General features: G+C 62.6%; 12 protein-coding genes. 9 read left to right on the top strand and 3 right to left on the bottom strand.

Features of this window, described 5'->3' with window-relative positions:
• Positions 1 to 76 precede the first annotated feature (76 nt).
• From QWE_RS04490 to QWE_RS04530, 9 genes are all read left to right on the top strand, one after another.
• A complete protein-coding gene (locus QWE_RS04490) occupies positions 77 to 949 on the top strand; it encodes a dioxygenase family protein (protein ID WP_006724899.1) in 873 nt (290 codons plus the stop codon).
• Positions 946 to 2001 (top strand): maleylacetate reductase, encoded by a 1056-nt coding sequence (locus QWE_RS04495; RefSeq protein ID WP_006724900.1) that lies wholly within the window; start codon positions 946 to 948, stop codon positions 1999 to 2001. The genes QWE_RS04490 and QWE_RS04495 overlap by 4 nt, the downstream gene beginning before the upstream one ends.
• A 61-nt stretch (positions 2002 to 2062) precedes the next feature.
• Positions 2063 to 3343 (top strand): ABC transporter substrate-binding protein, encoded by a 1281-nt coding sequence (locus tag QWE_RS04500; protein WP_006724901.1) that lies wholly within the window; start codon positions 2063 to 2065, stop codon positions 3341 to 3343.
• Between the two features lie 68 nt (positions 3344 to 3411).
• The gene (locus QWE_RS04505) at positions 3412 to 4131 is read left to right on the top strand and encodes an ABC transporter ATP-binding protein (protein WP_006724902.1); all 720 of its coding nucleotides are present in this window, start codon (positions 3412 to 3414) and stop codon (positions 4129 to 4131) included.
• 3 nt (positions 4132 to 4134) lie between these two features.
• The gene (locus QWE_RS04510) at positions 4135 to 4854 is read left to right on the top strand and encodes an ABC transporter ATP-binding protein (RefSeq protein WP_006724903.1); all 720 of its coding nucleotides are present in this window, start codon (positions 4135 to 4137) and stop codon (positions 4852 to 4854) included.
• Entirely contained in the window at positions 4841 to 5704 is an 864-nt protein-coding gene (locus QWE_RS04515; RefSeq protein WP_006724904.1) for a branched-chain amino acid ABC transporter permease, read from the top strand. Before QWE_RS04510 ends, QWE_RS04515 begins: the two co-directional genes overlap by 14 nt.
• Positions 5705 to 5711: 7 nt before the next feature.
• Positions 5712 to 6827, top strand: coding sequence for a branched-chain amino acid ABC transporter permease (locus QWE_RS04520; protein WP_006724905.1), 1116 nt, complete (start codon positions 5712 to 5714; stop codon positions 6825 to 6827).
• Positions 6820 to 8574: an FAD-dependent oxidoreductase gene (locus QWE_RS04525; protein ID WP_006724906.1), complete on the top strand. Its 1755-nt coding sequence runs from the start codon at positions 6820 to 6822 to the stop codon at positions 8572 to 8574. The genes QWE_RS04520 and QWE_RS04525 overlap by 8 nt, the downstream gene beginning before the upstream one ends.
• A gap of 9 nt (positions 8575 to 8583) precedes the next feature.
• Positions 8584 to 9471, top strand: coding sequence for an intradiol ring-cleavage dioxygenase (locus QWE_RS04530; RefSeq protein WP_006724907.1), 888 nt, complete (start codon positions 8584 to 8586; stop codon positions 9469 to 9471).
• A 123-nt stretch (positions 9472 to 9594) separates the two neighbouring features.
• Here the strand turns inward: QWE_RS04530 and QWE_RS04535 are convergent, their stop codons facing one another.
• From QWE_RS04535 to QWE_RS04545, 3 genes are all read right to left on the bottom strand, one after another.
• Positions 9595 to 11052 (bottom strand): amidohydrolase family protein, encoded by a 1458-nt coding sequence (locus tag QWE_RS04535; protein ID WP_006724908.1) that lies wholly within the window; start codon positions 11050 to 11052, stop codon positions 9595 to 9597.
• Between the two features lie 85 nt (positions 11053 to 11137).
• A complete protein-coding gene (locus QWE_RS04540) occupies positions 11138 to 11941 on the bottom strand; it encodes an IclR family transcriptional regulator domain-containing protein (RefSeq protein WP_006724909.1) in 804 nt (267 codons plus the stop codon).
• Between the two features lie 21 nt (positions 11942 to 11962).
• On the bottom strand, positions 11963 to 12820 hold the full coding sequence (locus QWE_RS04545; protein ID WP_006724910.1) for a dioxygenase family protein: 858 nt from the start codon (positions 12818 to 12820) through the stop codon (positions 11963 to 11965).
• Positions 12821 to 12881 lie beyond the last annotated feature (61 nt).

Here is a 12881-nt window from a genome sequence, read left to right on the forward strand (position 1 = left end):
CAAACAAATCATCAATCATGCATCGCGGCCCTGCTAGCTTCCAATCGACCAGCAATACGGATTTGGGAGGAGATGCATGTCGCGGGCCGCAGACCTCATCGCCTTCAATGAAGCGACCTCGGCCGAGGCCTTCGCGAGCCGCTTCGGCAACCCGGATGATGCGACCGCTCGCCTGCTGTCTTCAGTGGTCGGCCATGTGCACGAACTCATCAAGGAGTTCCGCCCGACCCAGGAGCAGTGGCGCAAGGTGATCGATTTCCTCACCGAAGTCGGCCACGCTTCGGATGAGCGCCGCCAGGAATGGGTTCTGTTTTCGGATCTCGTCGGCGCTTCGGCGCTTGTGGAAGAGATCAACTCGCGTCGCCCCGCGGGCGCCACGCCGAATACGATCCGCGGTCCCTTCTTCCGAACCGACACGCCGGAGCGTCCGCTCGGCAGTTCGATTTCCCTCGATGGCATCGGTGAGCCACTTCTCGTCGAAGGCCGCGTCGAAGATCTTGACGGTCTGCCGATCCCGACCGCAGAGATCATCACCTGGCAGGCCAATGCCGAGGGCTACTACGAAAACCAGCAGCCTGACCTGCAACCGGAATTCAACCTGAGAGGCCTGTTCCGCGCGGATCAGGACGGACGCTTTCACTACCGTACAGTCAGGCCCGCGGGTTATGGCGTACCCGGAGATGGTCCGGTCGGGCGGCTACTTGCCCAGGCAGGCTATCCATTGCATCGCCCTGCCCATCTGCATTTCATGGTCCGGGCACCGGGTTTCGAGACGGTCACCACGCACATCTTCGATGCGAGCGATCCGAGGCTCGGGGAGGATGCGCTTTTCGGCGTCCGACCGGAACTGGTGCAGAGCTTCGAGCAAACGGCGGTGGACGGCCAGGCGCGATACAGCCTCAAGGTCAGGTTCGTGATGGTCCGCGCGCGGCCCGGGAGGGCGAGATGAAGACCTTTACCTATACCGGAAACCCTGCCCGCATTCTCTTCGGCTCAGGCCGCAGCGCAGACGTGAGGGAAGCCGTCGAAGCCCTCGGCTGCCGCCGCGCCCTTGTACTCGCAACACCACATCAGAAGGCGGATGCCGAGGCCCTGTCCGACCGGCTGAGTGCCCTTTCCGTCGGAGTCTTCGCCGGCGCCGTCATGCACACGCCCGTGGACGTGACGGAAACGGCGCTGAAGATCGTTCAGGACACGGAAGCCGACTGTGTTGTCTCGCTCGGCGGCGGCTCGACCACCGGTCTCGGCAAGGCAATCGCCTATCGCACCGATCTGCTGCAAGTGGTCATCCCCACGACCTATGCCGGCTCAGAAGTCACCCCGATCCTCGGCCAGACCGAAGGCGGTCGAAAGACAACGGTCCGGAACGCCAGCATCCTGCCGGAACTGGTGATCTATGATCCGGATCTCACCCTTCGCCTGCCCGTCGGCATGAGCGTCACGAGTGGCCTGAACGCCATGGCCCATGCAGTCGAGGGTCTCTATGCGAGGGATCGCAACCCCGTCTCGACACTGATGGCGCTCGACGGATTGCGCGCCTTCAGGGATAGCCTTCCCGTTCTGGTGAAGACCCCTGAAGACACCGATGCCCGGGCGGAAGCACTCTACGGCGCCTGGCTTTGCGGCACCGTGCTCGGCACCGTCGGCATGGCCCTGCACCACAAGATCTGCCACACGCTGGGTGGCTCATTCGACACGCCGCATGCCGAAACCCATGCGGTTATGCTGCCGCACACGGCCGCCTTCAACGCCGAGGCTGCGCAAGCGGAACTCTCAGGCGCAGCCGAACTCTTCGGCGGCTCGATCGGGGGTGGCCTCTGGGATTTCGCCAAGTCGATCGGTGCACCGCTATCGCTCAAGGATTTCGGGCTTGTTGAAGCCGATCTTGATCGCGCTGCCGATATCGCCACCGAGAACCCCTACTGGAACCCGCGCCCGATCGACCGGGCGTCGATCCGCACACTTCTGCAAAAAGCCTGGGAGGGCGTCAGGCCCGACTGACCGACAAGACATCTCGCGCTTGGCGCACTCTTTGGGAGGAGAGACGATGATGGGAGGAAATATGTTCACGAGACGCAAATTCCTGCAGACCACGGCAGCCGGCAGCGCCGTCCTGGCAACCTCGGGCCTTGCGGCGCCGGCGATCGCGCAGTCAGCGGCGGTCAAGCTCGGGTATGTCAGCCCGCAGACCGGACCGCTCGCGGGCTTTGGTGAGGCCGACAAGTTCGTCATCGACGGCTTCCTGACAACGACCAAGAAGATGGGTCTGAACTACGAGGTCATCGTCAAGGACAGCCAGTCCAATCCGAACCGTGCGGCGGAAGTTGCGAAGGAACTGATCGTCGACGACGAGATCAACCTGATGCTCGTTTCCTCGACGCCGGAAACCACCAATCCGGTCTCCACCACCTGCGAAGCCGAGCAAGTCCCCTGCCTCTCGACGGTTGCGCCCTGGCAGCCCTGGTTCATCGGCCAGCAGGGCAATCCGGGCGATCCTGCCAGCTGGAAGCCCTTCAACTACGCCTACCACTTCTTCTGGGGCCTCGAGGACATCATCGCGGTCTTCACCGGCATGTGGGGTCAGATCGAGACCAACAGACAAGTCGGTGGTCTCTTCCCGAACGACGGCGACGGCAATGCCTGGGGCGACAAGGTCGTCGGCTTCCCGCCGGTGCTCGAGAAGCTCGGCTATGGCCTCACCGACACCGGCCGCTACCAGAACCTGACGGATGATTTCTCCGCCCAGATCAACGCCTTCAAGCAGGCCGAGACCGAGATCCTCACCGGCGTCATGATCCCGCCTGACCTCACCACCTTCTGGAACCAGGCCAAGCAGCAGGGCCTCAAACCCAAGATCGCCTCGATCGGCAAGGCGCTGCTTTTCCCGCAGACGGTAGAAGCCCTGGGCGATGCCGGCCACAACCTCTCGACCGAGGTCTGGTGGACGCCGTCTCATCCGTTCAAGTCCTCGCTGACAGGCGAGACCGCTGCCGATGTGGCAACTGCCTTCACCACCGCGACCGGCCGCCCGTGGACACAGCCGATCGGCTTTGCCCATGCGCTCTTCGAATTAGCCGTCGACGTCATGAAGCGCGCGGAAGACGTGACGGATGGCGATGCGGTAGCCAAGGCCATCGGCGAAACCAAGCTCGACACACTGGTCGGCCCAATCGCCTGGAACAACGCCAACCTGCCGCCCTTCGCCCAGAAGAACGTCGCCAAGACCCCGCTCGTCGGTGGCCAGTGGCGGCTCAAATCCGGCGGCGGTTACGACCTCGTTGTCGTCGAGAACGGCCAGGCAACGAACATCCCGCTTGGCGGCAAGATGGAAGCGCTTAGCTGAACCCTGTGAACCCATGGCAGCGGTGCCCCGATCGTTCGGGCCGCCGTCAGCCTGACGGAGGAGTGTCCATGCCGATCTTGGAATTGAATGGTGTGTCGAAGTCCTTCGGGGCACTCGTGGTCGCCGAAGACATCTCCTTTTCCGTCGAAGCCGGCGAGGCGCTCGGCGTCATAGGACCGAACGGGGCTGGCAAGTCGACACTGTTCAACCTGATCACCGGCAACCTTTCCGTCGCCAAGGGCACTGTTCATTTCGATGGCCGTGACGTGACCAATGTCCCGCCGATGCAGCGATGTTTTGCCGGCATGGGCCGCACCTTCCAGATCCCGCAGCCCTTCGAGCGGCTGACGGTCTATGAGAACCTGCTCGTCGCCGGCGCCTTCGGTAGCGAAAGCAGCGAGGCCGAGATGTCCGAGTTCTGTGCCGAGATCCTGGTCGAGACGGGCCTGATCGCCAAGGCCAACCGCCCGGCGGGCAGCCTCACTCTGCTCGAGCGCAAACGGCTGGAACTTGCCCGGGCCCTTGCCACCAGGCCCAAGCTTTTGTTGCTCGACGAGATCGCCGGCGGGCTGACCGAAGGCGAGTGCCGGCAATTGGTCGCGACGATCAAGCGCGTCCACCAGCGCGGCATGGCAATTATCTGGATCGAGCACGTGTTGCACGCCTTGAACGCCGTCGCGGAAAAGATCCTGGTCCTGAATTTCGGGCGGATGATTGGCCATGGCGATCCGCAGACCATCATGAATTCGCGCGAAGTGCGCGAAATCTATCTGGGCATGGAGGTCTGACAGATGAGCCTCATCGAAACGAAGAACCTCACCGCCTTCTACGGCGACTTCCAGGCCCTGTTCGGCGTCGATCTCGTCCTCAATCCCGGCGAGACGATCGCCGTCATCGGCGCGAACGGCGCCGGCAAATCGACGCTGATGCGCTCGATATCGGGTGTGCTGCGCAATGATCCCGCTGCGGTCCTGCATCGGGGCCAGGCGATCGGCGCGCTGGCATCACCCGATGTCATGGCCCGCGGCATTGCGCTGGTCCCCGAGGGGCGCCGGCTGTTTCCCTCGCTGACGGTCGAGGAGAACCTACTTGTCGGTCGCCATGGGCGAAAGGTTGACGGGCCCTGGTCGCTCGAAACGGTCTATGACCTCTTCCCAATCCTGAAAGAGCGTCGCCGCAATCCCTCGACGGCGCTATCCGGCGGCCAGCAGCAGATGGTCGCGATCGGTCGCGCGCTGATGTCCAATCCGGAAGTGCTGCTCTGCGACGAACTCAGCCTCGGCCTCGCACCCGTCGTCATCAAGGACATCTACGCCGCCTTCCCGCGCATCCGGGAAACGGGGGCCGCCATCGTCATCGTCGAGCAGGACATCGCCCAGGCGCTCAAGGTCGCAGACCGCGTCTATTGCATTATGGAAGGCCGGGTCACGCTCGAAGGGCGCCCTGGAGATCTCGACCGCGCCGACATCCACGCAGCCTATTTCGGAGCGGAGCCCCATGAACTGGCTTGATACCATTCTCCAGGGCATCCTGCTCGGCGGGCTCTACGCCCTCTTCGCGGCAGGCCTGTCGCTCGTTTTCGGCATCATGCGGCTGGTCAATCTCGCCCATGGCGACCTGATCGTCTTTTCGGCCTTCCTGATCCTGCTGCTCGTCTCGACGCTCGGTCTCAATCCCTTCGTCGCAGCACTGATCGCTGGCCCGCTGATGTTCGGGATCGGCTATCTGCTCCAGTATCACCTGCTCAACCGGACGCTCGGCAAGGACATCCTGCCGCCGCTGCTCGTTACCTTCGGCCTGTCGATCGTCATCCAGAACGGCCTGCTCGAAGCCTTCACCGCCGACAGCCAGCGCATCCCCGCAGGTGCGCTCGAACAGGCTTCACTATCGCTCGGCGGCATCAATGCCGGTGTGATGCCGCTCCTGACCTTCGCCTCAGCCATCCTGGTCGTCGTCGGGCTGAACCAGCTGATCTACAAGACCGCGCTGGGCCGTGCCTTCCGAGCGACCTCCGACGATGTCGTGACAGCAGGCCTGATGGGCATCCGTCCGAATCAGATCTTCGCCATCGCAACCGGCCTTGCCATGGTGATTGTCACCATCGCTGCGCTTTATCTTGGCACCCGCGCCAATTTCGATCCGACCGCAGGGCCGGCCCGCCTGATCTACGCCTTCGAAGCCGTCATCATCGGCGGCCTCGGCTCACTCTGGGGCACGCTTGCCGGCGGCATTATCTTGGGCGTCGCACAAACGCTGGGAGCGGCCATCAATCCGGAATGGCAGATACTCTCGGGCCACATCGCCTTCCTGCTGGTCCTGCTGTTCCGTCCGCGGGGCCTGTTCCCCCGCGCTGTCGATTGAGGTGACGATGAACGCCAACAGAGAAACCCTGTCTGATGTCATGCGCCCGACACCTTCCTGGCGGGTCGAAACCCGCACGCGCCTCTCCACGCTGTTTTCGATCGCAGCCATCTTCTTCGTGCTGCTTCTGGCGGCAGCCCCCTTCGTGGTCTCGCGCGGCGTGGTGCAGGATCTGTTCTTCATCCTCACCATGCTGGCGCTCGCCCAAAGCTGGAACCTTTTAGCGGGTTATGCGGGGCTGATCTCCGTCGGCCAGCAGCTTTTCGTCGGCTGCGGTGCCTATGCCCTCTTCGGCTTCGTCATCCTGCTCGGTGTCGATCCCATTCTCGCAATCCCGCTCGCCGGACTCTTCGCGGTCCTCATCTCCATCCCGACGGCCTTCTTCGCCTTCCGCCTCTACGGCCCCTATTTTGCCATCGGCACCTGGGTCATCGCCGAGGTCGGCCGCCTGCTCTTTGCCCAGTGGAAGGCCCTCGGCGGCGGCACCGGCACCTCATTGCCACGCGACGCGACGCGCGAAATGTTCGGCGTCTCGTTCCTCGAAGACTGGTTCGGCATGCGGACCGCAGCCGCCGCCGACACCATCGCCTTCTGGCTGGCGCTGATCGTGCTCGTGCTGACCATCTGGTTCGTATACCGCCTGCTGCGCTCCAAGCAAGGCCTAGGCCTTGCCGCCGTGCGCGACAACGAGACCGCCGCCCGGGCACTCGGGGTGGACGCCCAGAAGCTGAAGCTGGTGATCTACCTCTCCACCGCCTTCATCACCGGCGTCGTTGGCGCGCTCATCTATCTGCAGAAGGCCCGCATCTCCCCGGACGCCGCCTTCTCCCTCACCGACTGGACGGCCTATGTGATCTTCATCGTCGTGATCGGCGGGATCGGCACCATCGAGGGCCCGATCCTCGGCGTGCTCATCTTCTTCCTCATGCAGAACGCGCTCTCGAGCTACGGGTCCTGGTACCTACTGCTGCTCGGCGCGCTCGCCATCGTCACCATGCTTTTTGCGCCGCGCGGGATCTGGGGCCTGATCACCGACCGTACCGGCATCGAACTCTTTCCGGTCCGCCGCACCTTGAGAGGCGGATCATCAGAACAAACGACAAAGGGAGGGCCAAATGGCTGATATTACAACCGACGTCCTGATCATCGGCACCGGGCCGGCCGGCTCGGCAACCGCAGCCTTGCTGGCAAGCTACGGCCTCGAGCCCCTGGTCATCAACCGCTACCGCTGGCTCGCCAACACGCCGCGTGCCCACATCACCAACCAGCGCACCATGGAGGTTCTGCGCGATCTTGGCCGCGACGTCGAGGACGAGGCCTATATGTTCGCGACCGAACAGGACCTGATGGGCCAGAACGTCTTCTGCACGGCCGTCGCCGGTGAAGAAATCGGTCGCATGCAGAGCTGGGGCAACCATCCGCTGTCGCGCGCCGAACATCTCCTCTCCTCGCCCGGTCGGATGAACGACCTGCCGCAGACCTATATGGAGCCCCTGCTCTTCAAGACGGCCTGTTCGCGAGGTGCGCAGTCGCGCATGTCGACCGAATATGTGAGCCATGTGCAGGATGCCGAGGGTGTCACAACCACCTGCCTCGACCGCCTGACCGGCAAGCAATTCACGGTGCGTTCGAAATTCCTGGTCGGCGCCGATGGCGGCAATTCCAAGGTTGCCGAGAATGCAGGCCTCTCCTTCGAAGGCAAGATGGGCGTGGCCGGCTCGATGAACATCCTCTTCGAATGCGACCTCTCGCGCTATGTCGCTCACCGCCCCTCGGTGCTCTACTGGGTGCTTCAGCCGGGCGCCGACGTCGGCGGCATCGGCATGGGCCTCGTCCGCATGGTCCGCCCGTGGAACGAGTGGCTGATCGTCTGGGGCTACGACATCAACCATCCAGCTCCCGCCGTCGACGATGCCTTCGCCACCAAGGTCGTGCGCGATCTCGTCGGCGTCCAGGACCTCCAGCCGAAGATCAAATCGGTCTCCACCTGGACCGTCAACAACATGTACGCGACCACCATGTCGAACGGCCGGGTCTTCTGCATGGGCGACGCCACCCACCGCCATCCGCCGTCGAACGGGTTGGGATCCAACACCTCGATCCAGGACGCCTTCAACCTCGCCTGGAAGCTCGCCGCCGTCATCCGCGGCCAGGCCGGCATGGGCCTGCTCGACAGCTATCAGGCAGAACGCGCGCCGGTCGCCAAGCAGATCGTCACCCGCGCCAACAAGTCGATCGAGGAATTCGGCCCGATCTTCAAGGCGCTCGGCCTGCTCGATTCCGTCGACCCGGTGAAGATGCAGGAAAACATGGACGCCCGCTGCAACGACACCGATGAAGCGGAAAAGCAGCGTGAGGCGATCCGCCAGGCGATCGCCCACAAGGTCTACGAATTCGACGCCCATGGCGTGGAGATGAACCAGCGCTACAAGTCGGGCGCTGTTGTCACCGACGGCCAGCCCGAACCGGGCTTCGCAAAAGACGCCGAGCTGCACTACCAGCCGACCACTTGGCCCGGCGCCCGCCTGCCGCATGTCTGGCTTTTCGGTCCCGAAGGAGAGAAGGTTTCGAGCCTCGACCTGACCGGTCATGGCGTCTTCACCGTTCTGACCGGCATTGGCGGCGATGGCTGGGTGGCAGCCGCGAAATCCCTGTCGAAGGAGTTCGGTCTGCCGATCACGGTCCACAAGATCGGCTCTCGCCAGACCTGGCAGGACTTCTCCGGCGACTGGGCGCGGGCCCGCGAGATCCGCGATTCCGGCGCACTCCTCGTTCGCCCCGACCACCACGTCGCCTGGCGGGCGGAAGCGGCCGTTGCAGATCCCGAAGGCGAGCTGCGGCGCGTCCTGAAAACCATTCTGGACCGGTGAGGATCAATCATGGACGCGCATGAAAAGGGCTATTTCACCGAAGAGACCTCCGTCGAGGTCGTGACCGGCCGAAACGCCAACGCCAAGGACGAGCGGCTGAAGCAGGTGATGGAAGTCATCACCCGCAAGCTGCACGAGGCGGTCAAGGAACTGGAGCCGACGCAGGACGAATGGATGGAGGCGATCCTCTTCCTGACCCGCACTGGGCAGATGTGCAACGAATGGCGGCAGGAGTTCATCCTGCTGTCAGACGTGCTCGGCGTCTCGATGCTGGTCGATGCGGTCAACAACCGCAAACCCTCGGGTGCCTCGGAAAGCACGGTGCTCGGCCCCTTCCATGTGGCCGACGCTCCCGAACTGCCAATGGGCGCCAATATCTGCCTGGACTCGAAAGGCGAGGACATGGTGATCGAGGGCCGGATTCTCGACACCGATGGCAAGCCGATCGCCGATGCCGTGATCGATGTCTGGCAGGCCAATGACGAGGGCTTCTACGACGTCCAGCAGAAAGGCATCCAGCCCGACTTCAACCTGCGCGGTGTCTTCCGCACGGGGCCGGACGGTTACTACTGGTTCCGGGCGGTAAAGCCGAAATTCTATCCGATCCCCGATGACGGCCCGGTCGGCCAGCTGCTCGGCAAGCTCGGCCGCCATCCCTATCGGCCGGCCCATCTGCATTACATCATCAAGGCGGAAGGCTACGAGACGCTCGTCACCCACATTTTCGATCCTGATGATCAATACATCCATTCGGATGCTGTCTTCGGCGTCAAGGAAAGCCTGCTGGCGAAATTCGACCGCCGAAAAGATCCGCAGCGTGCCGCCGAATACGGTTTCAGCGAAGAATTCTGGGAAGTGAAACACAACTTCGTGCTGGTGCAAAAGAACCAAGCCTGACTGCGGCTCAATCGAGCCCTTGGACCCGCAGCTGAGCTCCGGGTCGCATCTTCTTTTCCTCACCGCCGACGGGCCATCCATATCGAATGCGCCCGTCAGCTTCTTTTCGCTCCAGCTTCCGCGCTACTGGCGAAACAGATCCTGCTCCACGCCCGCCTTCTCGAAGAGATAGTCGCGGCTCGCCTCCAGCTCCCGCCGCAGCTTTGCGATATCGTGACCGATCAGGCTTCCCTGCCACTTCTTGACCTGCCCCGCACAGAAGACCGTCGAGACATTGCTGCGCTCCATCAGCGTGACGACGGCGCCGGGCACATGGTTCAGGGGCGCTACATTGAGCGCAGTTGCATCAAGTAGAATGACATCGGCATCCTTGCCGGGCGTGAGACTTCCGGTCTTGTGCTCAAGCTTCAGGCCCCGCGCCCCCTCAATGGTCGCGAACCGGATCACGTCCATGGCCGAGAGCAATTTGGGATAGTCTTCGCCGCGCAGCGCCTTCTCATTGGCAATCATCCGCTGCAGGGTAATCGTCGAGCGCATCTGCGTGAACATGTCTGCGGTCATCGTGCATTCGACATCGGTGGAAAGCGATGGCTGCAGACCGAGGTCGAGGGCTTTCTGAAGCGGCGGTTCACCGTGACGCATCTGCATCTCGATCGGCACGGAGAGCGAGATATGCGCGCCGGCATCCGCCGCCCGCTGCCAGGCCATGTCGCTCATGCCTGTCATATGGATGAAGATATTGTCCGGGCCGAACTTGCCGGCCATGGCCAGGCCGTCGAATGTCGGCTGCATGCCGAAGGTTCCGACAACATGCAGCGCGATCGGCAAACCGAGCTCGCGGCCCGTCGCCCACGCCTCTTCATGGAAAGGCAGATAGATCTCGCCACCCATCACCATGGTCAGCAATTGATCATCGCTGGCGAAGTGTTCGGCCCTGATCCGCCGCGCGTCGCCCGGATACTTGGCGAGATCGCCCCAGCCCTCGAAATAGCCGAAGACAGCCCGACGACCCGCATCCCTCAGGGCGGCGATGGCGGAGTCCGAATGCTCCGGCGAGTGATGGATCTGGCTCACGTCCATCACGGTCGTCACGCCGGCATCGATCTGCGCGATACTGCCAAAGAGTTCGGAGATGTAGACATCCTCGGGGCGATAGAGGACCGAAAACTTCTGCAGCATCCACTCATAATAATTGGCGGTGCTTTCCGGACGCCCGTCATTCACCAGAATGGCATCGGACAAGAGACTGCGCAAAGCGGTCTCGAACTGATGATGATGGGTGTCGATGAAACCCGGCATGACGATCATGCCACTGGCATCGATCACCGCCGCATCCGCAGGGTCGAGGTGGGCGCCGACGGCGAGGATCTTCGCCCCCTCGATCAACACATCGCCGATGGTGTAATTGCCGACGGTCGGATCCATGGACAGGACGGCGCCGCCCTTGATCAAGGTCTTGCGACCGGGCTGGCCCAGTCCGGCCGGCAGCGGCAGCGTGCCGCTGGAGCGACCAAGGTGCGGAACGGATCCACCGCCGGAATCTGCAGGGGATCTCAGTCTGACGTCACAAAATTTACACATGCCCACCTCCCAGTTTTCGCAATACGAAATTTAATTCGCAATCTAGTCCGGGCACGCAAAAGCCTGCGCAGGCCCGTTGGCACCCTTATCCGTTCAATGCGGCCGAGAGCGCCGGCGTTCGGGCCGCAGCCGCGCTGATCCGGCCAGCAGCAACCCGAAGATCACCCAGTCGGTCCGTCACCATCTGGTCCGGGCCGATTAGCCCTGAATAGCCCGAGGAGTTGACCGCAGCCGTCACCCTGCCCTCCGCATTGCGGATCGGCACTGCGAGAGCAGTAATCCCGTAGTCGAGCTGATCGACAGTCGTCGCATATCCGCGCTCGCCAGCCTCCTCGATCAGCCCGCGCAGAATGTTCTTGTCTGTGACCGTGCGGGAAGTGAGCGCCTTCGGCTCCACCCTCGCGAAGTAACGCTCGAGCTCGGACTTCGGAAGACCGGCCAACAAGACGCGCCCCAGCGACGTCGCATGGGCGGGATAGCGCGCGCCGACCACGGCTGTCGCCCTTCTCGCGCGCTGGGTGGAATGGTGTGCGATATAGATGACGTCGTGCCCATCGAGCATGGCGACGGAGGCGGCATCACCATGGGTTTCTACGATCTGCCTAAGTTCCGGCAACAGGATCTCGTCGATACGGGCGGCAAAGTAGAAGCCGGAGCCGAGCGTCATAACCTTGGGCTTCAGGAAAAAGCGCTTGCCCGCCGAGCCGACGTAACCGAGCGCCGAAAGCGTGATCAGACTGCGGCGAGCAGCGGCCGGTGAAAGTCCGACGCGCCGCGCGATCTCGCTCAGGGTCATGTCGGGATGGGCGGCATCGAAACATTCGATGACGGCGATCCCCTTTGCCAACGCTTCAACGAACTCCGTCGATCGCTTCGGATCCTCAACCATGTCCACCCTGTCCAGCAAAGTTCAGCCCTCGGGTGCAAGCACGAAGTCGAACCTGCACTTCGCATCCGGACGTTTCTCGAGGGCAAACGGGAATTCCTCGAATTTCTTGACAGGTTCCAGTTTTGCGATCAACGATTTTCGCACTCCGAAAACCGCGTCATTGTCGATGTATTCGGTGTTCTCGAAGAACAGTTCCGTGGTGATCGCCCGCATTTTTTCGGCACGGACGATGAAGTGCAGATGCGCGGCCCGCCAGGCATGGCGGTTGCCGGCACGAAGCAGACGTCCGACCGGACCGTCATAGGGAACGGTGTAGGGCTTCGGCAGGACCGTGGTGTAGTAGTAGCGGCCTTCCGCATCAGCGGTGATCTTGCCACGCAGGTCGTATTTGTCCTGCCCATGCTCCTGAATGGGATAGGTGCCGCTGCCATCCGCCTGCCAAGTGTCGACGACCGCTCCTGGCAACGGGTTTCCAAGGGTATCGCGCACAATGCCATGCACCAGGAGCGTCGTGCCGTCACGCCCACGTGCAAGATCGCCGCCCAAATCGAGTTCCGGCGCGTCATCCAAATAGAAGGGGCCGAGATTAGACCCCTCGGTCGCACCGCCCCGGGTGTTGATCATGTCGACCAGCGCGGACAGGCCGACGACGTCGGACAGCAGAATAAACTCGTGCCGTTCCGGGGTGGAGATCTTCCCGCAATCATAGAGGAACATCAGCATGCCCATCCATTCTTCATGGGTCATGTTCACTTCACGCGTATAGTCGTGGAGGTGATCGATGAACGTCTCAAGCAGGAACTTGAACCGACTGCCCTCCTCGGTCTGGAAACTTTCCTTCACCGCCTCGGTAATCGTGAACTGATTGATCTGAGCCATCGACATCCTCCACTCGACTACCCGTCTCCCGCCGGGTTGACGCAAAGCTAGAACAGGTTCT

The sequence above is a fragment of the Agrobacterium albertimagni AOL15 genome (assembly GCF_000300855.1).
In the GTDB taxonomy this organism is placed as follows: Bacteria; Pseudomonadota; Alphaproteobacteria; order Rhizobiales; family Rhizobiaceae; genus Allorhizobium; species Allorhizobium albertimagni.

Excerpts from the sequence above, each read along its gene's own strand:
- QWE_RS04490 (WP_006724899.1), top strand. The coding sequence starts at position 77 with ATGTCGCGGGCCGCAGACCTCATCGCCTTCAATGAAGCGACCTCGGCC.
- QWE_RS04495 (WP_006724900.1), top strand. The coding sequence starts at position 946 with ATGAAGACCTTTACCTATACCGGAAACCCTGCCCGCATTCTCTTCGGC.
- QWE_RS04500 (WP_006724901.1), top strand. The coding sequence starts at position 2,063 with ATGTTCACGAGACGCAAATTCCTGCAGACCACGGCAGCCGGCAGCGCC.
- QWE_RS04505 (WP_006724902.1), top strand. The coding sequence starts at position 3,412 with ATGCCGATCTTGGAATTGAATGGTGTGTCGAAGTCCTTCGGGGCACTC.
- QWE_RS04510 (WP_006724903.1), top strand. The coding sequence starts at position 4,135 with ATGAGCCTCATCGAAACGAAGAACCTCACCGCCTTCTACGGCGACTTC.
- QWE_RS04515 (WP_006724904.1), top strand. The coding sequence starts at position 4,841 with ATGAACTGGCTTGATACCATTCTCCAGGGCATCCTGCTCGGCGGGCTC.
- QWE_RS04520 (WP_006724905.1), top strand. The coding sequence starts at position 5,712 with ATGAACGCCAACAGAGAAACCCTGTCTGATGTCATGCGCCCGACACCT.
- QWE_RS04525 (WP_006724906.1), top strand. The coding sequence starts at position 6,820 with ATGGCTGATATTACAACCGACGTCCTGATCATCGGCACCGGGCCGGCC.
- QWE_RS04530 (WP_006724907.1), top strand. The coding sequence starts at position 8,584 with ATGGACGCGCATGAAAAGGGCTATTTCACCGAAGAGACCTCCGTCGAG.
- QWE_RS04535 (WP_006724908.1), bottom strand. The coding sequence starts at position 11,052 with ATGTGTAAATTTTGTGACGTCAGACTGAGATCCCCTGCAGATTCCGGC.
- QWE_RS04540 (WP_006724909.1), bottom strand. The coding sequence starts at position 11,941 with ATGGTTGAGGATCCGAAGCGATCGACGGAGTTCGTTGAAGCGTTGGCA.
- QWE_RS04545 (WP_006724910.1), bottom strand. The coding sequence starts at position 12,820 with ATGGCTCAGATCAATCAGTTCACGATTACCGAGGCGGTGAAGGAAAGT.